Below are 26,193 nucleotides of genomic sequence, written 5' to 3'. Positions count from 1 at the left end.
TCTAAGGTTTGACGTATTTTGCAATGGTAGCGGTTACTTCTTCCATGTCAAATGGTTTTGAAATATGTCCATTCATACCAGAATCCACGGAAGCCTTGACATCCTCCGCAAACGCATTTGCGGACAAGGCAATAATCGGAATCGAACTTGCGTCCGGTCGTTCCTTCTCCATGGCCCGGATCGTTTTCGCAGCCTGATGTCCGTCCATGTTCGGCATCATAATATCCATCAAAATAATATCGTAAGTGCCTCGCGGATGATTTTTGAATCGTTCGACCGCTTCCTTTCCATCGGATGCCCGTGTCACAACCATGCCTGCATCCTCCAGCATCACCGTAGCAAGCTCAGCATTCAGATCATTATCCTCTGCCATAAGAACATTGACCCCTGTCAAATCACGATACACTGGTTCTTCTTGCTTTTGATGAATATCCTGCTCTGTCAACTCCAGCGGAATCTCCACTATGAAAGTGGTTCCAATACCCTTTTTGCTTTCAACGTCAATTTTGCCACCCATCATGTGAACATATTCCTTTGTAATGGCCATTCCAAGTCCGGTACCTTTATATTGTGTTCTGGCACCGCTATCATCTTCTTGCGAAAATGGTTTAAATAGTTTTTTCTGAAACCCTTCACTCATCCCAATACCGTTATCTTTCACAATATAACGGACTATCATATGCTTGTCATCCTCTCCCGGATGACTGCTGATATCCAGGGTTATCATTCCACCATCCTTTGTGAATTTCACAGCATTACTGAGAAGATTCGTCAGAACTTCCCGAATACGTGCAGCATCTGCAAGAACATAGGGATTCTTTGGTCTATCACGGTATACTTCAAACTTCAAATCTCTGTTATAAAGAATACCTTTCATGATTGCCAGAACATTATCTGTCAGTCCGGTAATATCCACCGGTTCAGGAGAAAACACTGCTTTTCCGCTCTCAATACGACTGAGATCAAGAACATCATTCAACAATGAAAGCAGATGATTTGAGCTTTCCCGTACCTTTTCCAGACTTCCATGAATATCTGCAACAACATTCTGGTGCAATGCAATATTGGTAAATCCAATGATGGCATTCATTGGCGTTCGGATATCATGGCTCATGTTAAGTAAAAATGTAGATTTTGCCTGGCTGGCAGCATCTGCTTTTTCCGCAGCCTCCAACAATAATTGCTTTTGCTTCCGTTCTTCTTCCTTACTTTTCTGGTATATAAAATAGGTGCTCAAACAGATCATCATCAACACCAATCCGACAATCGAGCCACAGATTGCAGAAATTTTTTTTGTTTTCACTACCATGCCATACGCAGACTGCATATCCATTTCCATACAGAATGCACCTACAATATCTCCCGTTCCATCCAGATTTGAACGTACCGGATAACAAGCCGTGAAAATCGGTCCCCAGGATGTCTTACATCCCCGGCATCTGGATCCAAACCGTCCACTACATAGATCAGTTTTCCCTCTTCATCTCTCGTAGCAATGTAAATATATCTTGTAGAATTCAATGTCCGGATCTCATTGAGATAGCAGGAAATATCCTTATAAAACTGTGTTTCTTCATCTGAACGATCCTTGATTTTTGAAAAATCCTCCCATCCAATTTTTCCATCCACCAGTTTATGGACTGCATCTGCACTTGCTCGATCACGGGAGATTTCTGTTTCCAGTGCGGTCTTAGTATAGGCACTTTGCAGAATAAATGTGTATGCTGCTATAGCCAGAATGATAGACAGTCCCATAATCACAAAGATCTTTCCTGATATTTTTTGTTTTACAAACCGTTTCTTTTTCTTCAAATGTATCTCTTCTTGTGTTTTATCCATTTCGTCGTTATATTTCATAATGAATCCTCATATCTATTTTTATTATCTTTTATTCCTAATCCAATTATAAACACTCCGAAAAGTGACCATATAATAAACCCTATCATATTGTTTCTCCTTACAAATCGAATTAAAAGCCACCATAATGAGACAATGTCTCTGTTGCAAATTCTGTACCAACTCTCATAGCCTCGTAAATATCACCAATTAACATATGAGAACACACAAAGCCTGCATGGTAGCTATCTCCGCAACCAGTAGTATCAACTATTTCTAAAGCTTCATCAGCTGGGACAAAATACTTTTCACCATTATAATATGTAACACTTCCTTTATCAGCTAAAGATGCATTAAATAGTCCTTTATACTTCTTGGAAAATGCTTCAAATATCGGAAGAATTGATTCCTCTCCACTAATCAGGAAATAATCTATATATGGTGCATATTTTTCCATCTCCTTAAAATTACGATATTCTACAAAATCCACAGCCAATCTGAAGTTATTATTCTTTTTTAAATCTATAATTTGTTCAAAACAGCCTGCCCAGAAATGTATAAATACAACCTCTGATTTTTTTATAAAGTCCAATTCGTCTTGATTCAATATCATTTTATCAACAATATCACCCGTCCATGAATCATCTTTGTAATATCTGTCACCGTCAGCCGTAAGATATGTACGATTATTTGCAGTTACTTTATCCTCTTCAACTCTTACATGGCTTACATCTATTCTCTTATCAGAAACAGAATCCATAATAAATTTTGCGTAGGAATCCTGTCCAACCGCACCCAATATTGAAACATTAAACTCCGCAAATTTTGATGCATGAACTGCAAAATTAAGAGCTTCACCACCTGCACGCAATTCATCTGTTCCATCAAAAACATCTACACAGAGGCACGGAAGTGCCACTAAATTTATCATTCTTGTACCTCCCTAAATTCCGATTTATCAAACTCCTTTTATTCCTGCTGAATCATCTTAAAATGCTTCAATGCCTCCACAATTGCGCTCTCTTTATTTCATGTTGCCTTAGTCTTTGCAGATGTTATATCCACATCATCAAGTTCAATCGTGACATTTATATAATCATCCGGCTTTTATTTCAGTTGGGACAAAAGAACAACCGTCTCAACGTGGCTTGTCCTCGGAAACTGGTCGACACAGCACACCTTATCCACATGGTATCCACGGTGAATAATCGTCTCCAAGTCGCGTGCCAGTGAGGTCGGCTTGCAACTGATATAGACGATCTCATCCACACCAAATGCAAGGATTTTCTCCAGTGCTTTCGGATGAATCCCGTCCCGTGGCGGATCGACAATAATCAGATCTGGTTTCTCATCCACGAGATCAATTGCCTTTAACACGTCCCCGGCGATGAATTCACAGTTAGAAAGTCCATTTGCTTTCGCATTTTCTTTCGCTGCCTCAACCGCTTCCTCCACGATTTCGATTCCGATCACTTTCTTCGAAACTGCTGCCATCATCTGTGCGATCGTACCGGTTCCGCTATACAGATCGAACACGGTCTTGTCGCCATCGAGCTTCACGCTGCCCCGCATAATATAATCACGCGCCTTTTCATACAGCACCTCGCAGCCACCTGTGTTTGTCTGGAAGAATGAAAACGGCGAGATTTTGAATTTCAGCCCAAGTATTTCCTCTTCAATGTAATCCTGTCCATACAGAAGCTCCATCCGATCGCTCTGCACGACATCGCCCAAAGCGTCATTTTCCGTGTACAGAATACCTGCTATACTTCCCGCAAATGCATCGGACTTCTCTAATTCCAACAGCATTTCCACGAACTCCTGAAGCAGCTGTTTTACATCAAATCCATATGTGTCCCACTGTGTCGATGCTACCAGATTAATCAGGAACTGCCCATTTGCACGCGACTGGCGCACAACCAGATTCCGCAGGATTCCCTCGTGGCGCATCCGATGAAAGAACGGCACATTTCGCCCGGAGAAAAATGCGAGTGTCGCCGTGAGTATGCGGCTCCAGTCAGCGCCAATGATCTCACATCCATCGACTGTCAGGATATCATAGAAGCTTCCCTTCTGATGTAATCCAAGTGCTAATGGGCCATCCTTGTAGGCGTCTCCAAATGTGAATTCCATTTTGTTCCGATACGCAGTCTGGCTCGGCGAACCAAGGATTCCTTCCCATTCATAATCCTTCGAATTGGAATCCTCCGCCAGAAGCACGCGGTCAAGTAATGCTTTTACCATGTCCGCTTTCAGCTTCAACTGATTGTCATACGACATCGTCTGGTAGGCGCATCCGCCACACGCACCAAAATAAGGACAGGTCGGCTCTACATCCTCCAGCGGACTCCGCTCTAAGACTTCCAGCACCTTTCCCTCTGCCATACCGCTTTTCTTCTTTGTTACCATATATTTCACTTTCTGTCCCGGCAGGGCGCCCTTGATTGTCACCTTGCGCTCATCCACCTGAAAGCTTCCTTTGTTTGGGAAATCATAACGCTCGATGATTCCCTCGCATACATCGCCTTTTTTCACTCGACTGTCTCCTCATTTTCGTTTATTCTCATATGATTGCGGAATAACTTATTTCTCTATGAGTTGTAAACAATACACATTATACGCAGACACGCTCTCGCTCGGTTCATCACGCAGTGGTACTAAATTCACGTCAACAAGTTGCCGTTCATTAAGTACCAGCGTGCTTCAACGGTCTGCTTTACAATGTGTATTATTTACAACTCCATATACATATTCTCTTCCTTCCACCATCATCATTCGACATACCTTAATTCGTATGTCACTTCATCTTCATCGTCGATTTCCATCACCATGTATGTATAACGACGATCTGCCTGCCGCGGCTTCGAAATGCTGCCCGGATTCAGGATCGTAATATCGTCCGGATCCTCCTCAAGATATGGCACATGCGTGTGTCCATACATTGCAATATCGCAATCATTTTCCAATGCCGCAAACCGCAGCAGATCCAGCCGCATGTCCACCTGATACAGATGTCCGTGCGTTGCGAAGATACGATGTCCGCCAGCTTCGATCACATTTGCATTCAGGAGCTTCGCATCATAATCGGTATTTCCACGCACGATGTAGCATGGCACACCAGTCAGCGACTCGATCTCCCGTGCATCCCCGACATCGCCCAGATGAATCAGCATCTGGAATTCGCCGATTTCTTCCCGCACCTGCGCGATTGCAAGCTCCACATTTTCATTTCGCCCATGCGAATCACTCATTATCAAAATCCGCAGCATAATTTCCTCCTTCTTGTAAAGTACCGCACCACATCCGCTCTGCCGTATATCTGCGGGTGGCATCGCACAGCATCCACTCCGTCATATATCGGTGAGTGACATCACACAGCATCCGCTCTGTCATATATCAGCGGGTGGCATCACTTCATTACAGCACCTCGCGGATCATTTCCAGTGCACGTCCACGATGACTGATCTTGTTCTTATCTTCCGGTGCCAGCTCCGCGGTTGTCTTCCCATACTCTGGCAGGAAGAAGATTGGGTCATAACCAAATCCATGTTCCCCGGCTGGCTGATACGCAATCATACCCTCGATTATGCCCCGGCGTGTCGTCACCGTACCATCCGGAAATGCAGCCGCAATCGCACATACGAACCGTGCCGTACGCTCTTCCTCTTTCGCATCTGCAAGCGCATCAATGATCATCTGATTCTTGATACTGTACGGTGTATCCTCGCCCTGCCATCTTGCCGAGTAAATGCCCGGTGCACCATCCATATAATCAACCTCCAGACCACTATCGTCGGCGAGCACCACACATCCCTCGGCCTCCTTTGTCTTGCTGATGGCTGTCGCTTTGATGATCGCATTCTCCTCAAAAGTCTTGCCATCCTCCACGATGTCTATATCTATGCCTGCTTCCTTCATAGACACAATCTCATACCCACAATCCGCTAAGATCATGCGCACCTCCACCATCTTATTCGCATTGCCGGTTGCAAAAATAATCTTCTTCATCTGCCTGTATCTCCTTTTTCTTCTATTATGTATCTCTGATTGGAGCTAATCGTCATTTCCTGCTCGCTTTACTCCAACTCCATTTTTCCAACTACTTTCCTGTTTGGAGCAAGCCGCCCTTTCCTGCTCGCTTTGCTCCAACTTCATTTTTCCTACTTCTTCCCCGATTGGAGCAAGCCGCCCTTCCCTGCTCGCTTTACTCCTACTCCATTTTTCCAATTACTTTCCTGTTTGGAGTAAACAGCCCTTTCCTGCTCGCTTTGCTTCAACTTCATCTCCCCAAGCACACCTTGAAGGTCACGAACAACAATGCCTGCAGCCAACATTCATGCAAACCGCAAAACTATGTAGATGCATGTATTTGTAAATGTATTCACACATATATGATATGTTTGTAGTTTAGATATACTTGGTATTCTGTTCATTTCCAGAAATGTCCAAACACGGATGTTTGGACAAGCCGCCGTTGAGACATGGATGTCGAATCGGCGGCGGTTTCGTCCGCAACCAGAATATACATCAGAATACCTAGTATATCTTAGCTGCAATACATTATATATGTGTGAATACATTTACAAATACATGCTCTTCATATTCTCTGCGGTTCAGTTTGCATAATCACTGCACCCTCTTGTTCGTAAACGCCTTCAGGCACACATTGCATTTCTCACTCGTCTCTGCCCGGTGCCACATCTCTCCATACAAACTGATGTAGCCCTCGCCATCACTGATATCAAAGCTTGCCGTCCGGTCATCTGCATTGTACTCGATTGCAATCGGATGTACGGCACCCGGTGTCTTGATCTTCACGATAACTGCATAACGCTCATTGTCATCAAGTTCGATCTCCTCCGGGAAATCCACCGTGTAATACCCTGCATACTGCATACTTCCAGAAGTCACAAGCTCCCGGTTCTTGAACGAATCTACATCCTCGAAATTCCGCACAACATAGACTTCAAACTCGGTATCCTTGTCAGTTGCATAGAAGGAAACAGCCGCCAGATTCTCTCCTTTTCCTGCCTCATACACATTAGAAAAATACGCATCTTCTTTGGAGAACCCAAGCTGACCGACCCAGCCAAGTTTATCTGTCTGATAAATCTTATCGTAATTATCTTTCTCTCCTACCCGCGTATATACGACAGATTTCCGACAAATCTTTGTATCATAATAAGATACATAGAAATATCCGTCATCACCAAATCCTTCACCCCAACTATTCTTGCAGATAAAGGCTCCATCACCCTCCGGCTGGATCGTAAAATTCTCCTTCGGATAATTGTCATCCCAACCTACGACAACTACATCATGATTTGGCGTCTCGTCCCCATCATAATAATACGTTGCATATTCACTTGAATAATACATCGAATAACTGTCTACATATTCCAACGCCGAATAAATGGATGTCTCAATCGCACCATACCGGAAGATCGCACTTTTAATCGTCTCATCCTCGCGTCCATTGATGATCAACGCTTCTTCAAGGTGCTTCTCTGCCGGGAGATTCGGATCACTCATGCCATCTCCATATGGATCATCTTTCTCCAGCACCGGTCCCTGCCAAGCCGCCAGATACGCGATACTCATCGTGTGCTCTCCACCACTGTTTACATCCAATGCATAACTGTTACACATTGACATATGATCAACAGAGAAAATATCCCCTTCCATCGGTCGGATTGTCGTCTCCAAAGCCCCGAGCGACGCAAATGCCCAACATGTACCATAACGCCCCTGATCGCGCACCGGAGACACACGACCATACTGGCGCATATCATATTTCTCCGGCAATGGATTTTCATCCGGCAATCGCGCCAGATCGACCCATTTCTGGCTGACATTATACTGAACCTCATAACTCAGGTATTGTGCAATCTCATCGATTGGAATCATAAGCTTGTCTGTAGTCTCATCCACATAGACAACGTCTCCCAGCTTCACACTCACCTTCTTATTGACCGTCGCCTTATCCGATCCCACAGCAAGCGAAATACTGTTGTCCCCCTTCATGATGAGAACACTCCCGTCAGGATACCGCTGCACCGAACACAAAAGCAGACTTCTAAGGAACTCGCCTTCTACCATGAGATGCATATTGTCACTCACATAAAAGGTATATCCGAACTCCTCCATACTCCCGCCGCCAACTGTGATGATCACATCGTCCCCATTCATACGGGAACGGATATTTGCTGCAAATGCATCGCTGCACGTCGCGAGCGCATCCGACTCATCAATCGTCTTGACCGGATTCCTGCCCAGAAAAAATGTAATTGTCACCAGCACTGCAACCAGCACCGGAAATATCCAATATCGTTTCAAACCTTAACGCTCTTTTCTACTGTTCTTTCGGCTCCTTATTCTTCGGTGGCTTCGGTCCCATAAACTGATAGAAATAGGACTTGAGCATACCATTGTAGATCTTACGGTTTCGATCTGCCTTTCTTCCAATATATTTCTCCGCATCTTCATACGATGTAATCAGATACATCGACCAATCCGGAAGATTCGCAAAGCTTTCCCCGATCGTCCTATAAAGTGCCGGTAACGCCTCCTTGTCTTCCAGACGCTCACCATATGGTGGATTCGTAATGATAAAACCGTAATGCTTCGGATGACGTAGATCCTTCACATCCCGCGCCTGAAAATGTATATAATCCGCAACGCCTGCCGCCTTCGCATTTGCCATCGCGCACTTTACGATCTCCGGGTCTAAATCATAACCCTGAATATTCATCTGCACATCACGGCAGATCATATCTTCCGCCTCATCATACGCGTTGTACCACACCTTCTTCGGCACAACCTTGCCCCAGCAATCCGCAGTAAATTCGCGCATCATGCCAGGTGCGATATTTGCCCCGATCATAGCCGCCTCGATTGGAAATGTACCGCTGCCGCAGAATGGGTCTACCAACACACGATCTTTGTTCCATGGCGTCAACATCAAAAGTGCTGCTGCCAGTGTTTCTGAAATCGGCGCCTTTCCGACAAGCGTACGATATCCACGCTTATGCAGTGAAGTTCCGGATGTATCGAGACCGATTGACACCTGATCCTTGAAGATAAATACACGGATCGGATACTCGTCCCCATCTTCCTCGAACCGTTCCAAACGGTATGTTTGCTTCATGCGCTCCACAATCGCCTTCTTCACGATAGACTGGATCGCACTTGCAGAAAAAAGCGCGCTCTTATTCGTTGTCGCCTTCGTCACCCAGAACTTTGCATCCCGCGGAAGAAACTCCTCCCACGGAATTGCCTTTGTCCCTTCAAACAGTTCATCAAAATCCGTAGCCCGGAAGCTACCCATCTTAAGCAATATTCGCTCTGCAGTCCGGATAAATATATTCGCACGGGCAATCGCCGTCACATCCCCGCGGAATGTGATTCTTCCGTCCTCTACGGTTACGATCTCATAGCCCAGATCCAATATTTCCCGCTTCAGCACCGACTCCAATCCAAAATGGCACGGTGCAATCAATTCATACATATTTTCCATGCTTGTATTTCTGACCTTTCTTCCCCTGATTCGATTTTTGAACATACTTAGTTATATTGTAAATTTATCTTTGTACGAAGTCAACAAAATCGAGCATTTTATTCTTACATTTTGCACAGGAAATTTTTACAAATGTTACACCATTCATGATACTTTTCAACCGAATTTCACATTTGAATTTTCCCGCACACTACGGCCATTACAATATTTAATGTCTGTTTTTCGTCAGTGCTCCACGATACCCGGAAATTCCCCCAACGGTGTTGATGACCTTATACCCTTTTTCTGTCAATATCTTTGCAGCCAGCGTGCTGCCTCCCCCGTTCGCGCAATAAACCAATATCACCTTTCCCTTCGGTAGAGAAATATTGCCTGCCTGTATTTCTTCCAGAGGCAGATTTATCGCCATCGGAATGTGACTTTTTGCAAATTCTTCGCTCGTTCGAACGTCAACGATGATTCCTCCATAGTTAAGAGCCTCACTCAGGATGTTCCGAATATTTATATTATGAAATCGCATCGCTCCGCCTCCTTTCTTCTTACTAATAGGATATGCAACGACTTACAGAAATGCTAAAAGATTGCAGAAATTTGACATCCAAAAAAACCGGAACTATTGCCGGTGTTTTTCGACCACATAAAAACGGCTGCACGAATCATTTCATGCAGCCGCCTAAAAAGAGGGGGTTTTAGTAACAGTCTGTACTGTTACTTGAATTATTTTTCTGACTGTTCTTCTGGCTATTCTTCATCTTGCTGTTTGAAGCTGTTTCCTTGTTTGTCTGATTGCTTCCTGTATAATTTGTCTGCTTGTTCTTCTGCTCGTTTGACTGATAATTTTTTTCTGCCATAACTAATCTCCTTTTTGCTTTGCAGGTTTCCCTGCATTTGTAATTGCTACATAGAGAAGTATACCCAGCCCACAGAATTTCATTCAATTAGACGTAAATTTATTTCCACAATTTTTACATATCCAAAATGCCTGTACATCCATTGTGCGACTATTTGACATCCCACACACAAAGCCACTCGGTCCAAATATTAATTCCCCTAAAAGGCCACCAGCAACAGAATAATCTTTTCCCGTTGTCTTTGTCTCTGAAGATATTGAACAATTAACGCTTCCACATTTAGGGCATTTCACAAACATTCCTCCTTTACTTAGCGAAATCTTGCAGTATTTTCTGCTGTCTGCCTAGAATAATACGCAGCTCTTCGTGAATAATTTGCCGTAGCTTTTGCATATGTAGCACTTTGATGCGTATTTTTCTCCGTTTCGCGCGCATATGCTGTCTGCTTTACCGCCTCTTCTGCGGCAATTTCAGATGCATTCAGTATTGCCTGCTGCGCACTTTCCATTCTTGCTCTATATTTTGTTTCATCCAACAAATTAATTGCCTCTTTAAAGTTATCTGCTCTTCTGCTTTTTATGATTGCATATATCTCCTCTATTGCCGCAGCATTATAAAATTCTTCTCCAACACAATCAATTCCCCATGCCTCTCTCCCACTAAGAACATACTTTTCCAATTCTATTTGATACTCTTTTGCTTTCTCAACAACTGTTACATAATTCAAAAAATAATAATCTTCTGCCATTTGACTTTGTAATTCAAAAAATTCAGGATGCTCATCTGCAAACGATTTTTGTATCCTAGTATATTCCGCATATTTCTTGTCCTGTTTATTACGATACATTTTTATGGCCATTGGGATAGTTATAATAAAATACCATGTAAATACACCAAATAAAACTGGCCCTATTACATCCTTTATTCCCATTTTAGGGATATCCGCTTCGTCAACAGGAATTTGTGCCATAAGCATCCCCTCTATATAGGAAGCATGATAATAAGACTTTGAAATTAATCGTTCTCTTTCTGTTAATAATTTACCAACTAAATCCATATTTTTCTTTATTTCATCTAATAACTTTAATGTGTCTTCCCTAGACAAGGAAGATACTTCCCTTGGATCATAAGGTGCTTCATAAGGTTCTACATCTATCCCTTCTGTATTAATGTTAAATTTTAAATTATCTCTTGTTATTTTTACACCTATTCCCTTTTCATATGTTGCAATATAACCATCATTATTTACAGACCTAAACAAATCCTTTATAAAAGCGGGTTCATTCGCATGCCTTCTACCCGCATCGTTAATCGCACTTTTAAATTTATTTGTATAATCCATATCTTTTCTCCTCCTTGGCAAAAATAAATATAAAATACTATATCATTTTTTATTTAGTGCGTCAACGCACCTTAGTTATAGGCACATTATGTAAAAGCACTTTTTTCAATATAATCTAAATAATATTTCTAAGGAGTAGCTATATGGTTAGATTAAGAATTGAGGAAATTCTCAAAGAACAAGGGAAAACAAAATATTGGCTAAATAAACAATTAGGAATGTGTTATAGAAATTTCAATAGTTTAGTCACAAATCAAACCATTTCAGTTCGCTTTGATACATTAGATAAAATTTCTAAAATTTTAAACGTTCCAGCAAATGAATTAATTGAACAGCTCCCTGACAGCACAAACGACAAATAAATCATATTTATTTTTACTACACTTCAGGCAAGCACAGTTTTATGAATTGCAATCCCTATCACAAATACAGGATTGCATCTATGCAAACGTAAATCAGGTTGCGGATAATATTGATTTTTTCGCAGACCGTTGAAGCACGCCGGTACTTAATGAGTGCGCAGCGCGAATTTAGTACCGCTGCGTGCTGAACCGAGCGCAAGCGTGTCTGCGGAAAATCAGATATTATCCACAACCTGAACTACCTCTACAAAAATGCAATCCGTACGTTTTGACAATTTATTGCAATTCATTCAAACTTGCAAACCGATACCCCTCTGCCTTCAGGTTTGCAATCACCTTTTCCAGCGCCCCAGCATTCGATGACGATACGTTGTGCATCAGAATGATTGCCCCGCTGTGATGATATTTATTGAAATGGTCGATCACGAAATCAACACCCGGCTGGTTATTCACATCGAAATCCATATATGCCATGCTCCAAAAAATAGTTTTGAAACCAAGGTCCTGGGTGATTGCCAGTGTCCGTGCGCTATACTCACCGCATGGCGGCCTCAAGTACGGGTCCATCGCATATCCCGTTGCCTCTTTCATATACTCCGCGCATCCATTCACTTCCTGCACAATCTCCTCATAGGACTTATCCGGCATGCATATATGGTAGATGGTATGATTTCCCACCTGATGTCCTTCCTCTTTCATTCGTTTCGCTATGGCAACATTATCCCGGATGTACGTCTGTGTCACGAAAAAGCATGCCGGGACATCTTCCTTTTTTAAGATATCCAGAATCTGCTCGGTATATCCATTCTCATACCCGCAGTCAAATGTCAGATAGACGACTTTTTCATTCTTCTTTGAGGCAGTCTGATCCAAATAGTACGCGTCATATTCGGAGATATCGATTGTGTCATCACATCCGCTTGGCCCATGGTTCATATCCCGCCGGAACCACCAGGAAAGCTTCGTGTTACTATAATTTTGATACGCTTCTTTTTCTTTTACATGATTTTCAATCGAGTATGTCTGATACCGGCAGAAAACCTTTCTGCACTGGTCAAACATACTTTGAATCGGGCACGCTCCATCCTCCTGCTCCGCACATCCCTCGGTTGTACCGGTCAACTCATCTTCCACATCACTCGTCGGATTCCCGGATGTATCCATATGCTCTGATTCACTTCCACCAATTTCCGCCGTGGCAGCGCCATATGTAAGAATACAGAAACTGCCGATAACCAGGCAGATCAGAATCCCTGCAAGGCAGACCACTCCCTTCCATCTACAACCACCAAAATGTTTCGAACTACTTTCTATTTCATTTTCCGTTCTATATTTATTCATGAAGAAAAGAACTCTTCCAAAAAGCGATTGAGTGTCTCCTCGCTGGCAGCACTCTCTTTTTCCTGCATCGCCTTATCCGGAGCTGCTCCATCCATATCCGGTTCTGGCTGTGGCGATTCTTCTTTTTTGCCGGCACCTTCCTCCGCTCCCTTCGGCATTTCCTGCTTTACTATAAATGGACGCACCACATTTTCTGTCTGCTCCCGCGGTTTTGGAATCCGCTCCAGATACCCTCGAATATTCGCTTTCAGGATTTCCACTTTATTATTTATTACCAATATATGATCCAGCACGAGTAAACATGCACATACCAAAATACTGTTTGCTAAGAAAAACTGCATGTCCGGACTGCCTCTCCAGCTCGGATCATAATATAGATATGCCCCTGCCAGTGTGCCACATACAACAAGTGACAGCACGGTTCCGCTCCGGTTCCAGAATTCCATTGGCCGCGTCAGAAAACGAAGTCCCCGCACAAAGCTTTCTGCATATGCTTCCTCATCGCCCCCGCATAAGCCAAATCCTTTTTTGTTTTCATACTGCCGACACATATTACGAAGCTTCTTTCGTTTTGTCTCTCCCAGATTTGTCGATGCACGCACCATTTTACTCATGTAAGCATTTGCCAGTATCTTCATAAGCACTCCCAGCACTCCTAACCCCCACAGTATGTAGACTCCGGTAGAAACTTCCATGATTTTTTGCAGCATACAAAATCCCTCCATTAAGATTTTTTGGAACGACAGCCATTCTTCTCTCCACTGTCTGATGGCGATTATAGAGAAGATGAACTTCAGAATGCAACCCCTGTTCGGTCGTAAAAATCCTTGTAAATGTGACAGAAAATATGGGTTTAAGGAACTTTATATTTATGCTATAATATCTTTTACTAAGCGTATACTTATCTATATACAGTTACACAAGAGAAAGGATGATTCACCATGACGTATAAGACAAAGGGAACCTGTTCCCAGATGATAGAATTTGAGATTACAGATGGTAAGGTGCACAATGTAAAATTCACAGGCGGGTGCAACGGAAACTTAAAAGGCATCGGACAGCTTGTGGAGGGCATGGATGCAGAAGAAGTTATCAACCGACTGGAAGGAACGACCTGCGGATTCAAGAGCACATCCTGCCCGGATCAGCTCGCACAGGCATTAAAGCAGGCACTTCACGCATAGGTTCAAGGTTAAAGTAGGAGGATCAACCATTCATGAAGCGTATTATCTTAACCGGTGGCGGTACCGCCGGTCATGTAACACCGAATATGGCTCTTATTCCAACCTTAAAGGAACGAGGCTATGATATTCAATATATCGGTTCCTATGATGGAATGGAGAAAAAACTAATTGAAGATATGGGCATCCCATATCATGGAATTGCAACAGGAAAGCTGCGCCGTTATTTTTCCATGCGGAACTTCTCTGACCCATTCCGTGTAATCAAGGGGCTGAACGAAGCAAAGAAACTCATGAAAGAATTACAGCCGGATGTCGTATTTTCCAAAGGTGGATTTGTCTCTGTTCCTGTCGTACTTGCAGCAAGCGCAAAAAAGATTCCATGTATCATACACGAATCCGATATGACACCGGGGCTGGCAAATAAGATCAGTATTCCAAAAGCTTCCAAAGTCTGCTGCAATTTCGCAGAGACAATGGAGAATCTTCCTGCGGGAAAGGCTGTTGTAACCGGAACTCCGATCCGTCAGGAATTATTTGCGGGCGATGCAGTGAAGGCAATGACATTCTGTGGTTTTAAGGAAGTCCGCCCGACACTTTTAGTCATCGGCGGCAGTTCCGGAAGCGTCCGTGTAAATGAGGCTATTCGTGCCTGTCTCCCGGAACTGACGAAGAAATACAATGTCATTCACCTCTGTGGAAAGGGAAATATCGACGAAAGCTATATTGGCACCGAACATTATGTGCAGTTTGACTACATCAAACAGGAATTAGCCGATCTGCTTGCCCTTGCAGACATCGTTGTCTCCCGTGCCGGAGCGAATGCAATCTGTGAACTTTTGGCACTTCGCAAACCAAGTGTTCTGATTCCGTTATCGCTTGCCGCAAGCCGAGGTGACCAGATCTTAAATGCCCAGTCCTTCGACAAGCGGGGCTACGCGAAGTTATTACTGGAAGAAGATCTGACGAATGATTCCCTGCTCGCTGCTGTCAATGAGGTATACGAAAATCACGATCACTATATCAAGGCGATGGAACTTTCTACGAAGTCCGATGCCATTACCATGATCTGTGATATGATCGACGAATTAGCAGATAAATAAAACAAAAATCCCCTGAACATATCTCTGCTTGGTATTAGCCGAGACACAACTCAGGGGATTTATTTTTATTAATCGTTTTAGATTGATATTCGAGAGAACCGTTCTCTTATCTTCTCTATCCCATCCAGTACCAATTGATTCCGAAACAGTAACATAATCACAAAATATCCGATTGCACCACCTGCAACGGTCAATGCAACCGTCAGAAGATCCGAAAACTGTTTTGCCGAACAAAGTTCAAAGATTCCAACAATCGGAACACATGCGATGACACTCTGAAGCACCTGTTTTCCTAACTTTGTAACCGGATACATCTCTCTTGCCTTGATACTTGCATATATGAAGATTGCACATTCTGCTATCACGGTACTGATTGCCGCACCGAATTTTCCCATAAGCGGAATCGTGATTGCATTCAGACAGATATTCGTGACTGCTCCAATCACTACTCCCGTGGATGCCCATTTATCCTTCCGGTGCACGATAAACAACTGATTAATCAAAAAACCATTGAAGGTTGCAACGATCACATTCAACATTAACACCTGCATCGTCGTTGTAACATCCAGATATTTACTTCCTGCAAATAAATGCAGAACCTGCCGGCTGAGACAGAACATCCCGATTGCCATTGGAATATTGAACAATAAAATCAATCTTGCCGTCAAATCGTTCAACTGTTCTGCCTGCTTCTCATCCCGTTCCATCATATATGCAACCCGAGGCCGGATGACAGCATTTAACGATCCAAAAAAAGATGTCAGCACCGAAGCAATCTTGATTGCCGCCGCATATAATCCGACCTCTCCGTCGTCTCCCGTGATATACCCAAGCATCGAACGATCCATAACCAGATATACCGATGACGCGACATCCAGCAGAAAAATATAAGACATTGGCTTTATATGCTGCCATAACCCTCTGCTTATATGAAAACGGAAGGTCACATACTTTCTTGCACGGATAAAATTCATGATATTGGAACCGACACTGGATATTACCATCGTCAACGCATATATCATATAATCATTCTCGGATTTGACACAGGTAAACAGCATCACCACCGACACAATCTGGAAGAAGAATGATCGGATCGTAATATACTGGTATTCTTCGTAAATATTGTACAGCCACTCAACACCGATCGTCGAAAGAATGATCGTCGTTGAAAAAAGGAGCATCAACGTCCTATATCCAGCCAGCTTTGGTATCGCAAGCGCTGCAAAGAAAAGAATATATGCAATTGCGGATGTGATCAGATTGATTGACAACATATCACTGGCAAACTCGTCCATCTTCTTTCGGTCATCCCGGATACGCGCCCCCTCACGGATTGCATATCCACCAATGCCAAACGCCTGCAGCAACGTAAAATATGTCATGTTCGCCTGCGCATAGTCAACTTTGCCAAGCGCCACAGGTCCGAGCACTCTGGACGAATACGGAAATGTAATGAGCGGAATGATTACACCCATCATAGTCCGCATCATATTAAATATAAAATTAACACCTAATGATCTCTTCTTTTCCAAATTTTATCCCTTTTATACTTACATAAATATCCGAAAAATAAAAGCTGTCACACAACGTAACAGCTTTTAAAATAATTCTTTTTCCAACTGGAAGATGAAACTGTCAAGCAGCTGCATACGCTTTGTATATTCTGCTCTGGCTGCATCTGTCTTACATCTTCGAATCTTTGGTTTGTTATTTCTATAATAATTCTTGATCCGATAATACGCTTTCTTATAGCTTGCATCATCTTCACTCGCAGTCGCCATCGAATCCCACAGAACGCTGATTGCACCAACTTCATCCAGCAGATCCGCATCCATCACAATCTTACATTCCAAAGACAAATCCGCATCCGAATCCTTATCCTCGTGAATCATAATAATCTCGCCCACACGACGAATGATATCCGGATCAATTCCGATACTGTCCATATACTCAACTGCAAGCTCTGCACCGACTTCCCCGTGCGGACGTTCATCATCCCATCCGATATCATGAAGCAGTGCTGCAAGTACAATCACATCCAGATCTCCACCAAGCTTTGACTGTAACTTGATCGCCCATCGATACACACGCATCGTATGTTCAAACCGGCTGCGAAATGGATAGTTGGAAGGCCTGCCGTTCTCAGAAGTCATCTTCTTGACATATTCAATTACTTCTGCATAATTTACACTCATGCCTTTGTTTTTGCCACCCGATTCTTTTGTTCTTCCCAAAGTTAGGTATCATTTACCTATCTCTAAAATGATACCATTTTTTTACCAAAATTACTACCTGTATTTTATATTTTTTTTACCGTGCGGCTGGTGTTGTGAAGCTCTCATGAGCGTTACCGGGGCAGTTAACTCAGTCCAGGCTGCCTCGCGGCGCACAGGAGGTTCTACTTAGTGCTGCTTCGTTCCCGACCTGACACGGTTCATAGATTCCTGTCGCGCAAGACCCAAACATCAACGCCACTTACCGAGGGCAGCCTCACAAGGAGACAACCCGAAACCAGCCATCACCCCCTCTGTAGCGGATTGAGGGTACAGGGCACCGCTATCTCCCCGGCTGCACGGAAATTTTATAACAAGTCCACGCATATCCGTCCCGTATCCCATAATTTGGATACAGACCGACAAATACCTTTACAGTATATAAAAATAATTATGTAAAGTCAAGACATCCCACCATTTTCTTTCCTGCTTTTCTCCTTCTTTTTCGCACGCAACTCTGCGAAAAATGCAGACATCATGGTGGAACATTCTTCTTCCAGAACACCTCTTGTCACATCTACCTGATGATTAAACTGTTTCATATCCAGCAGATTCAGAATCGAGCCTGCGCATCCCGCTTTTGGATTCATACATCCTATCACAACCTTCGGAATCCGCGCCTGCACAATGGCTCCGGCACACATCTGACAAGGTTCCAGCGTCACATAGAGCGTGCAATCCTCGAGCCGCCAGTCTCCAATCACCTTGGATGCTTTTCGGATTGCCATGATCTCCGCATGTGCGAGTGTCGTCTTGTCCACATTCCGCCGGTTATATCCTCGCGCAATCACTTTCCCTTCATACACAATCACACAGCCGATCGGCACATCCCCATTCGCTGCTGCCTTCTTCGCAAGTGTCACCGCCTGCCGCATATATCGTTCATCCTCGCTTAATTTTCTCATATTGTACCTCGTAAATTTTGGTTCCTTTTATTGTGTGTTCCCACAAAATGTACTATACTGACTTGGAGATGAAGCCAGCAGAAAGGAGACGCCATGGGACCACTGATCAAATACACAAGCCGTTTAATCTTACGCGTAGAAAATGAGTCAAAGGCCAAACAGGTCTTAGATCTCTATCTGCGTAACCGGCTCCCATTCGAGCAGTACGAACCAACACGCCCGGCATCCTTTTACACACAGGACTACCACTGGTCTTCCCTGCACCGCGAATACATCGCATATACCATGGGAACCTTCCTGCGCTATTACATCTACCTGAAAGATCGTCCGGATAAGATCATCGGCGCTATCAATCTGAATATCTACCGCACAGGCCGTGAGCCTTATGCGGAAATCGGCTACAAAGTAGACGCCCTCTATCAAAACCATGGTATCGCTTACGAAGCGTGTGAAGCGGCTCTCTATGTACTTGAACACGACTACCAGATTCACCGTGTGGATGCCCGCATCCATCCGGATAATATTGCGTCCATCACACTTGCTACAAAGCTTGGATTCCGCCCGTTGCAGTTTGAGCCACAGAGTGCCAATATTTTAGGGCACTACGTTGATCTGATGCGTTATACAAAACTCCTATAGATACCTATATTCTATCCATCCCTGTCACTGACGTTCCACGACTTCAGACACCCAATAACCAAAGTTTCCGGTCAGGATCTTTGTCTTTCGAACCGGGATAAATACACGAAATCCAAACATATTCGCCAAGTACCGTTCTTTGTTCGTGAAGATTCCCGGCACACCGATCACTCGCAGTTCCGCCTTATTCATCTTCACTGTTCCAAGCATTAGATACTGATATTTGTAATATCCATGTGCGAGAAAGCTGTTCACTCCCAGCTTCCAGTTCGCCATATCCAGCTTCCCGATATCCTGCGGTGCAATCTTCACACCATCCACAATCTGACTTCCGGCAAATAATGGCAGTTTCGGATATGTCGCGATCATCTCCTGATATCCATTTGTGTCCGAAGGAAGCGGAATCTGCGGAATTTCTTCAAAGATCTCCTCCTGTGGCTTTGCCCCGGCACCCGCATATTCGACCATCGGCTCTTCCTCTTCCACAAGTTCGTCCTGCTCCTGCCGGTCTGCCACCTGCACCTGCCGCAGATCATAGCGTTCTGCTACCCAGATACCGGCTAAGATCTCGCCATCATCGCACACGAAATACACGCCATCATAGTCCGGGAATGCAACACCATCGCCAAGCGGATTGTTCCACGGAAGCTCCACGCTTGACAGTATCGTGTCGCGCTCCCCTGCCGCAAACTGCACAGTCGTAAATGGCTTCGCCTGCCCGTGCCACAGCAGATATGCATAACACGTACACGCATATTCCTTATACATTTTCATCCCCATTCGTATTCTTGTCACATCCGTATTTTTGTTGCTGATTCTCTGTACTTTGATGAATCCGGCAATCTCGCATCTCACATACTCACGATACCGGTAAATATAAGACACCCATCTCCTCTGCTGCATCACAGACCACGCTCCCCCTTCATACTTCTTCGCAGAGATTGTAAGTCATGCTGCACAAATATATCCCCATACACCGTGCATTTTCACAATCTTCTGACAATACGTACTATATATGTATGCCGGTGCTTGTCCATTTAACACAAATTTTGTTCGACATTATTTTTCACTCAACAAATCGGAAAGCTTTGCAAACTGTTCCAAGGTCAGCGCTTCCCCGCGAATACTCTCAGAGAGTCCCATCTCCCGCAGTGCTTCCACAACAGAGTCTTTACTGATTGATAATTCGGCAGAATTGTTGATACCATTTTGAAGTGTTTTTCTCCGCTGGTTAAATGACGCACGAATCAGCCGGAACATAAACTTCTCATCCTGCACGATGATCTTCGGCTCCGCGTGTCTGGTCAGCCGGATGACTGCCGAGCCGACATTTGGACGCGGCATAAAACAATTCGGCGGCACATTTGCTACGATATAAGGTTCCGCATAATACTGCACGGCAAGAGACAATGCGCCATAGTCCTTTCCGCCCGGACCTGCCTGCATCCGCTCGGCAACTTCTTTTTGTACCATAACCGTGATGGATGTCGCTGGGATATGGTTCTCAAAAAGTCCCATGATAATCGGCGTTGTAATGTAATATGGAAGATTCGCTACAACCTTCACCGGTCTGCCACCGGTCAATGCCATGATATCCACCTTCAGAATATCCTCATTTACAACCGTGACATTATCGTACTCTGCAAGCGTCTCTCCAAGGATCGGAAGCAGATTCTTATCAATCTCCACGGCGAACACTTCCCCCGCCGCCTCTGCCAAATACTGCGTCATCGTGCCAATTCCCGGACCAATCTCCAGTACTACATCATCCTTCGTGATCTCCGCCGCCCGGATGATCTTCTCGATCACATGTCCGTCAATCAGAAAATTCTGACCGAACCGCTTCTGAAATGCAAAATTATATTTCTGTATAATCTCAATTGTGACTTTCGGATTGCTTAACTTTTCCATGCCGTTACTCCTACATTTCTTTATTTGTCTGATTCTGGTTTGCCTGGATGTTATACATCTGATGCGCATTTTTCCAGGTTGCCTCATACACCTTTTCTACGGGGATCTGCTTGATATCCGCAATCGCCTGTGCCACATAGACGAGCTTGGATGAATCATTCCTCTTACCGCGAAATGGCTCCGGGGTCAGATACGGCGCATCCGTCTCGAGCACAATATTTGAAAGCGGGATATACGCCACTGCTTCCTTTAACTTCTTCGCATTCTTAAATGTCACAACACCACCGATACCGAAGTAAAATCCCATATTCAGAAAGTCACGTGCACTCTCTTTCGAATAAGAATAACAATGAATCACACCACCGATTTCCTCTGCGCGGGAAGCTCGCATGATCTGAATCGTATCCTGTGCCGCGTCCCGGCTGTGAATGGCAATCGGAAGCTTTAATTCCCGTGCAATCTCCATCTGTCCGGCGAACCATTTGTGCTGCAATACCCTGTCTGTTTCTTCGTAATGATAATCGAGTCCGATCTCGCCGATTGCCACGATTTTTTCATGTTTTGCAAGTTCCTTCAAACGCGCTGCATTGTCGGGATTCTCCAGCTCCGCGACCTCAGAAGGAAAGATACCGACCACGCCATACATATTCTCGTATTTTTCAGTCATCCGAACCGTCTCTTCACTCGCCCTGATATTCGTTCCGATGTTCGTCACCGCGTGTACACCTTGTGCTTCAAATCCTGCCAGAAGTTGTTCCCTATCTGCATCAAAGCTTTCATCATCATAATGTGCATGTGTATCAAATATATGAATCATCTTCATTTAACCTTGCCTTACCATAATAATGCGTTTATTTTACCCTACACCGGATATTCATGCAACCCCAGTCACAAATATCTGTGCATCCACTGTCTGATCTGCCCCTATTCTCTATAATATTCCTGAAATTCTTTCCTTCCGCTATTGAAATCCCGTTGTAAATTCGGTAAAATGTTATTTAGGTATTTGTACACGCAAGGAGGAGCATTATATGACTATTAATGATTATTTAGATATGGAAGCACTTGACAATATTCTGGAACAATGGGCTGCCGCTACACACATGATTGCGGTCGTATTGGATGACGAAGGAAACTTCCTCTCTAACAAGCTCGGTTTCTCCAGAAACAATGTAGAAGCATTCAGCGAGAGCATCGAAGTAGATGATGTCGAAGTCGCAACTGTAGTTGGAGGACCTCTGGATGAGGATACCGATGAAGAAGTTGTTGAAGCTGCTGCCGCTATTCTGGTTGCTGCTGTTCAGAATCTGTTGGAGGCTGGTTACCACAAGAAGAAATACGAAGAAGCCATTGCTTCTTTCAACGAAGAGATTGACGGTGCTGCTGCCCTGATCAAGGAGCTTGCCGGAAAATCCCAGGGATTAAAGAAGATTGAGAATAAACAGAATATCCTTGCACTGAATGCTTCCATCGAAGCTGCACGTGCAGGCGAGGCAGGCCGCGGATTCACCGTTGTTGCACATGAGTTTGGTAAGATGGCACATGAATCTGGTGTTATCAATGACTCTATTCAGAAGACTTTACAGAAGCTTGATGCATCCATCAAGAACTTTGAAGCTGAATAAACAGCAGGGATTTGAGGATGTGAAAACTTTTTCACAAATAGAACATATTTTAGACACAATTTATTGGTATAGTATGCATTGTAAGAGCTTTTCATATATTTGAATCCTCTCTCCCCTCAAACAAGTGGCGAATTAATTCCCTCCCCGGTTTTTCTCGCCACTTGTTTTCTGTTTATCACGATTCATTCACACTTAAACTCAATAATTGCGAAATGCACTTGAATTTGTATATATATTACCTGCATCCACTTCGGCAAATATATGATGTATTGAAACTAAGAAGTACTAGATGTTCTGACATACATGTTGATCAGGCACGCAACCGCCGCCAATTCGCCATCCGTGGCTCAGTGGCGGCTTGGTTGAACATCGTGTTCAACCATTGCTACATACTTACAGAACATCAAGAACTTCTAAGTTCCAAACATATTTATACTTGCCGAAGTGGATGCAGGCATATATTCAAATTCAAGTACATTTCGCAAATTAACAAAAAGAAAGGAAAATAAATCCATGATTAACGAATTCTACAAGGATATGACAGGAAAAGGTTCCGTTATTCGCCAGTTCTTTGACTATGCAAACAAGAAGGGCGCAGAAATTGGAAAAGAAAACATCTACAACTTCTCCATCGGAAATCCTTCTGTTCCAGTTCCGCAGACATTTACAGATCGTATGATTGAATTACTTCAAACAGAAGATCCGGTGAAGCTGCACAGCTACAGCCCATCGCTTGGACTTCCATCTACGAGACAGGCAGTTGCCGATTCTTTGAATAAGCGTTTTGGCATGAATTACACGATGGATCATATCTTTATGACGAGTGCGGCAGCCAGTGCACTGGCACATGCGCTTCGCTGCGTGACAAAGGATGGCGATGAGGTCATCACTTTTGCTCCTTACTTTCCGGAATATGTTCCGTATGTGACAGGAACCGGAGCAAAGCTTACTGTAATTCCGGCAGATATCACCACATTCCAGATTAATTTTGAAGAGTTTGAGAAAGCCCTGAATCCAAATGTACAGGCAATCCTGATTAACTCTCCGAACAACCCTTCCGGTATCGTGTATTCAACTGCCACGATCACGAAGCTGGCGGATATCCTTCGTGCAAAAGAGAAGGAATACGGACATCCGATCTACCTGATTTCCGATGAGCCTTACCGTGAGATTGTATTTGCCGGTGTAGACGCACCATTCATTTCCAAGTTATATGAGAATACGATCTGCTGTTATTCCTTCAGTAAGTCTGTATCTCTGCCTGGAGAGCGTATCGGTTACATGGCTGTAAACCCAGCCTGCGAGGATGCGAAGCTTCTGGTACTTATGGCTGGTCAGATCTCCAGATTTACCGGACATAACTGCCCACCTTCCATTATACAGATGGCTGTGGAGTCTGTGCTTGATCAGACAAGCGACCTGTCAATCTATGAGACAAACAAGAATCTTTTATATAAAGAACTGACACGCATCGGCTACGAAATCGTCGAGCCGGGTGGAACCTTCTACATGTTTCCTCGTGCATTGACGGAAGATGCAAATGAGTTCTGCTGGCGCGCAGCCAAAGAGTTGAATCTGATTATCGTACCGGGTGACAGCTTCTTATGTCCGGGGCATTTCCGGATCTCCTACTGCGTGACAACGGATATGGTCGAAAAAGCCATTCCACTCTTTGAAAAACTTTACAAATTATATAGATAATTTCCGGTTTTTTCGGTATAATGAAGTTTGGTTTATAGGAGATACATAATTAGGAGGACAAAAATATTATGGAGAAAGAAGCTGGCACTAGTAAAAAGCCAAAGAAATACACGGGGATCCTGCTTCATCCAACCTCACTTCCGGGGCCTTACGGCATCGGTGAGCTGGGTGCAGGAGCTTATAGATTTGTTGATTTTCTGGAACGTTCAGGACTGAACACATGGCAGGTACTGCCACTCGGACATACCGGATTTGGAGATTCTCCATATCAGCCTTTCTCTGCATTTGCGGGACAGCCGCTTATCATCAGCCTGGATCATCTGAAGGAGTTGCATCTTCTTTATGATGAAGACTTCCGGGATATGCCGGCATGGAATCCTGAGCAGATTAATTATGGTGAATTAATCGAGTTTAAGACCGGTTTGTTGAAACTTGCTTACTCCCGGTTCCACGATGAGTCGCTATCCGATGGCATCCATGACAATCCGGAAATGAAACAGGCATATGATAATTTCTGCGAGACATCTGTCTGGCTGGAAGATTACGCATTGTTCATGGCAGGCAAAGACTATCATCAGGGCATGCCTTGGTACATGTGGGAGGATAACCTGAAGAAACCAACCAAAAAGCAGAAGGCATCCTGGGCGAAGAAGCTTGATACAGAGATGGGCTACTACAAATTCATCCAGTTCCTGTTCTATTATGAATGGACAACTTTGAAGAAATACGCAAACGACAAGGGCATTTCCATCGTAGGGGACATACCAATCTTCATGGCTTGGGACAGTGTGGATGTATGGGCAAACCAGAACCTGTTCCAGCTCGATTCCAAAGGATACCCAACCGTTGTTGCCGGAGTTCCACCGGATTATTTCTCAGCGACCGGACAGTTGTGGGGCAATCCGCTTTACAACTGGAAGAAGCATACAGAGACCGGTTATGAGTGGTGGCTGAACCGTATCCGTCACCAACTGACACTCTCCGACTTCCTGCGCATCGACCACTTCCGTGGTTTTGATAAATACTGGGCCATTCCTTATGGCGAGTCAACTGCAATCAACGGAAAATGGGTAGAGGCACCGGGCGTAAACTTCTTTACACAGTTAGAGGCAACGCTTGGTTACCATCTTCCGATTATCGCCGAGGATCTTGGTGAGATCGATGATTCGGTTATCGAGCTTCGTGACAAATTCGGGCTGCCTGGCATGAAAGTATTGCAGTTTGCATTTGAGAATCCGGAAGAAAATGATTTCCTTCCACACAATTTTGTTCGTAACTGTGTCTGCTATACGGGTACACACGACAACGATACAACCCTCGGCTGGTATAAGCACGCATATGAAGCTTCCAAAGACAAGCTCCGCCGCTACTTCTCAACCGATGGTAATGATATCTGCTGGATTATGATTCGAGCATGTTTTGGCTCTGTTGCAAACATGGCAATCGTACCTATGCAGGATGTGTTATGCTTAGATTCCTGGGCCCGTATGAACACACCGGGTGTCGGCGAAGGAAACTGGGCATGGAGATACAAAGAAGAAGCACTGACACATGAACTCGAAGCAAGATTATATGAAACCTGTAAAATGTTTGGACGATAAGAGGTG

26 protein-coding genes and 1 other RNA gene are annotated in these 26,193 nt (G+C 44.1%); 7 read left to right on the top strand and 20 right to left on the bottom strand.

Annotation, left to right across the window (positions count from 1 at the left end; all coding sequences use genetic code 11):
• Position 1 precedes the first annotated feature (1 nt).
• From KP625_RS09630 to KP625_RS09580, 11 genes are all read right to left on the bottom strand, one after another.
• On the bottom strand, positions 2–1,339 hold the full coding sequence (locus tag KP625_RS09630; protein ID WP_238297546.1) for an ATP-binding protein: 1,338 nt from the start codon (positions 1,337–1,339) through the stop codon (positions 2–4).
• Between the two features lie 11 nt (positions 1,340–1,350).
• Positions 1,351–1,839 (bottom strand): hypothetical protein, encoded by a 489-nt coding sequence (locus KP625_RS09625; protein WP_238297544.1) that lies wholly within the window; start codon positions 1,837–1,839, stop codon positions 1,351–1,353.
• 130 nt (positions 1,840–1,969) lie between these two features.
• Positions 1,970–2,767, bottom strand: a complete 798-nt coding sequence (locus tag KP625_RS09620; protein WP_238297541.1) for a PfkB family carbohydrate kinase — start codon at positions 2,765–2,767, stop codon at positions 1,970–1,972.
• 176 nt (positions 2,768–2,943) lie between these two features.
• Entirely contained in the window at positions 2,944–4,371 is a 1,428-nt protein-coding gene (rlmD, locus tag KP625_RS09615) for a 23S rRNA (uracil(1939)-C(5))-methyltransferase RlmD (protein WP_238297539.1), read from the bottom strand.
• Between the two features lie 236 nt (positions 4,372–4,607).
• Positions 4,608–5,168 carry a metallophosphoesterase gene (locus KP625_RS09610; protein ID WP_238297537.1) on the bottom strand — a complete coding sequence of 187 codons (561 nt, stop codon included), beginning with the start codon at positions 5,166–5,168 and terminating at the stop codon, positions 4,608–4,610.
• 85 nt (positions 5,169–5,253) lie between these two features.
• On the bottom strand, positions 5,254–5,844 hold the full coding sequence (gene rdgB, locus KP625_RS09605; RefSeq protein WP_238297535.1) for an RdgB/HAM1 family non-canonical purine NTP pyrophosphatase: 591 nt from the start codon (positions 5,842–5,844) through the stop codon (positions 5,254–5,256).
• 618 nt (positions 5,845–6,462) lie between these two features.
• Complete coding sequence (locus KP625_RS09600) at positions 6,463–8,172, bottom strand: lectin like domain-containing protein (RefSeq protein WP_238297533.1); 1,710 nt, start codon at positions 8,170–8,172, stop codon at positions 6,463–6,465.
• A 16-nt stretch (positions 8,173–8,188) separates the two neighbouring features.
• Entirely contained in the window at positions 8,189–9,352 is a 1,164-nt protein-coding gene (locus tag KP625_RS09595; RefSeq protein WP_238297532.1) for a THUMP domain-containing class I SAM-dependent RNA methyltransferase, read from the bottom strand.
• Positions 9,353–9,560: 208 nt separating this feature from the next.
• A complete protein-coding gene (locus KP625_RS09590) occupies positions 9,561–9,872 on the bottom strand; it encodes a rhodanese-like domain-containing protein (protein ID WP_238297531.1) in 312 nt (103 codons plus the stop codon).
• Positions 9,873–10,041: 169 nt separating this feature from the next.
• On the bottom strand, positions 10,042–10,203 hold the full coding sequence (locus tag KP625_RS09585) for a hypothetical protein (RefSeq protein WP_021984031.1): 162 nt from the start codon (positions 10,201–10,203) through the stop codon (positions 10,042–10,044).
• Positions 10,204–10,513: 310 nt separating this feature from the next.
• Positions 10,514–11,545 carry a hypothetical protein gene (locus KP625_RS09580; RefSeq protein WP_238297530.1) on the bottom strand — a complete coding sequence of 344 codons (1,032 nt, stop codon included), beginning with the start codon at positions 11,543–11,545 and terminating at the stop codon, positions 10,514–10,516.
• 143 nt (positions 11,546–11,688) lie between these two features.
• Between KP625_RS09580 and KP625_RS09575 the strand changes: the two genes are divergently transcribed.
• Positions 11,689–11,907 carry a helix-turn-helix domain-containing protein gene (locus KP625_RS09575; RefSeq protein ID WP_178017422.1) on the top strand — a complete coding sequence of 73 codons (219 nt, stop codon included), beginning with the start codon at positions 11,689–11,691 and terminating at the stop codon, positions 11,905–11,907.
• A gap of 276 nt (positions 11,908–12,183) precedes the next feature.
• On the opposite strand, the gene KP625_RS09570 is transcribed toward KP625_RS09575, so the two are convergent.
• Together KP625_RS09570 and KP625_RS09565 are read right to left on the bottom strand one after the other, a co-directional pair.
• Positions 12,184–13,248: a polysaccharide deacetylase family protein gene (locus KP625_RS09570; RefSeq protein ID WP_238297529.1), complete on the bottom strand. Its 1,065-nt coding sequence runs from the start codon at positions 13,246–13,248 to the stop codon at positions 12,184–12,186.
• Complete coding sequence (locus KP625_RS09565) at positions 13,245–13,958, bottom strand: hypothetical protein (protein ID WP_238297528.1); 714 nt, start codon at positions 13,956–13,958, stop codon at positions 13,245–13,247. Before KP625_RS09565 ends, KP625_RS09570 begins: the two co-directional genes overlap by 4 nt.
• Positions 13,959–14,189: 231 nt before the next feature.
• On the opposite strand from KP625_RS09565, the gene KP625_RS09560 reads away from it, so the two are divergent.
• Both KP625_RS09560 and KP625_RS09555 read left to right on the top strand, forming a co-directional pair.
• The gene (locus KP625_RS09560; RefSeq protein WP_177969436.1) at positions 14,190–14,432 is read left to right on the top strand and encodes a TIGR03905 family TSCPD domain-containing protein; all 243 of its coding nucleotides are present in this window, start codon (positions 14,190–14,192) and stop codon (positions 14,430–14,432) included.
• A 32-nt stretch (positions 14,433–14,464) separates the two neighbouring features.
• Entirely contained in the window at positions 14,465–15,532 is a 1,068-nt protein-coding gene (locus tag KP625_RS09555; RefSeq protein ID WP_177969435.1) for an undecaprenyldiphospho-muramoylpentapeptide beta-N-acetylglucosaminyltransferase, read from the top strand.
• A gap of 77 nt (positions 15,533–15,609) precedes the next feature.
• On the opposite strand, the gene KP625_RS09550 is transcribed toward KP625_RS09555, so the two are convergent.
• From KP625_RS09550 to tadA, 4 genes are all read right to left on the bottom strand, one after another.
• Positions 15,610–17,022, bottom strand: a complete 1,413-nt coding sequence (locus KP625_RS09550) for a flippase (RefSeq protein WP_238297527.1) — start codon at positions 17,020–17,022, stop codon at positions 15,610–15,612.
• Between the two features lie 108 nt (positions 17,023–17,130).
• Positions 17,131–17,727, bottom strand: a complete 597-nt coding sequence (locus KP625_RS09545) for an HD domain-containing protein (RefSeq protein ID WP_177969433.1) — start codon at positions 17,725–17,727, stop codon at positions 17,131–17,133.
• Positions 17,728–17,845: 118 nt separating this feature from the next.
• An RNA gene (gene ffs, locus KP625_RS09540) (signal recognition particle sRNA large type) lies at positions 17,846–18,108 on the bottom strand.
• A 98-nt stretch (positions 18,109–18,206) separates the two neighbouring features.
• The gene (tadA, locus tag KP625_RS09535) at positions 18,207–18,710 is read right to left on the bottom strand and encodes a tRNA adenosine(34) deaminase TadA (protein ID WP_177969432.1); all 504 of its coding nucleotides are present in this window, start codon (positions 18,708–18,710) and stop codon (positions 18,207–18,209) included.
• 93 nt (positions 18,711–18,803) lie between these two features.
• Between tadA and KP625_RS09530 the strand changes: the two genes are divergently transcribed.
• Positions 18,804–19,349 carry a GNAT family N-acetyltransferase gene (locus KP625_RS09530; RefSeq protein WP_238297526.1) on the top strand — a complete coding sequence of 182 codons (546 nt, stop codon included), beginning with the start codon at positions 18,804–18,806 and terminating at the stop codon, positions 19,347–19,349.
• A gap of 24 nt (positions 19,350–19,373) precedes the next feature.
• Here KP625_RS09530 and KP625_RS09525 read toward each other — a convergent pair whose 3' ends face one another.
• The 3 genes from KP625_RS09525 to KP625_RS09515 form a co-directional block, all read right to left on the bottom strand.
• On the bottom strand, positions 19,374–20,252 hold the full coding sequence (locus tag KP625_RS09525) for a DUF6128 domain-containing protein (RefSeq protein WP_238297525.1): 879 nt from the start codon (positions 20,250–20,252) through the stop codon (positions 19,374–19,376).
• Positions 20,253–20,408: 156 nt separating this feature from the next.
• Complete coding sequence (gene rsmA / locus KP625_RS09520; RefSeq protein ID WP_238297523.1) at positions 20,409–21,260, bottom strand: 16S rRNA (adenine(1518)-N(6)/adenine(1519)-N(6))-dimethyltransferase RsmA; 852 nt, start codon at positions 21,258–21,260, stop codon at positions 20,409–20,411.
• Positions 21,261–21,270: 10 nt separating this feature from the next.
• The gene (locus KP625_RS09515) at positions 21,271–22,083 is read right to left on the bottom strand and encodes a TatD family hydrolase (RefSeq protein ID WP_238297521.1); all 813 of its coding nucleotides are present in this window, start codon (positions 22,081–22,083) and stop codon (positions 21,271–21,273) included.
• A gap of 208 nt (positions 22,084–22,291) precedes the next feature.
• Here KP625_RS09515 and KP625_RS09510 point away from each other — a divergent pair, with 208 nt between their 5' ends.
• From KP625_RS09510 to malQ, 3 genes are all read left to right on the top strand, one after another.
• Positions 22,292–22,885, top strand: coding sequence for a methyl-accepting chemotaxis protein (locus tag KP625_RS09510; RefSeq protein WP_238297520.1), 594 nt, complete (start codon positions 22,292–22,294; stop codon positions 22,883–22,885).
• A 513-nt stretch (positions 22,886–23,398) separates the two neighbouring features.
• Positions 23,399–24,586, top strand: coding sequence for a pyridoxal phosphate-dependent aminotransferase (locus tag KP625_RS09505; protein ID WP_238297519.1), 1,188 nt, complete (start codon positions 23,399–23,401; stop codon positions 24,584–24,586).
• Between the two features lie 68 nt (positions 24,587–24,654).
• Positions 24,655–26,187 (top strand): 4-alpha-glucanotransferase, encoded by a 1,533-nt coding sequence (gene malQ / locus KP625_RS09500; RefSeq protein ID WP_238297518.1) that lies wholly within the window; start codon positions 24,655–24,657, stop codon positions 26,185–26,187.
• The last annotated feature ends 6 nt before the right edge of the window (positions 26,188–26,193 follow it).

Origin of the sequence: Eubacterium sp. MSJ-33 (genome assembly GCF_022174665.1) — a bacterium.
Lineage (GTDB): Bacteria > Bacillota > Clostridia > Lachnospirales > Lachnospiraceae > Coprococcus_C.
Note: the sequence above shows the minus strand (reverse complement) of the source record. Positions and strands in the feature narration are given on the sequence as shown.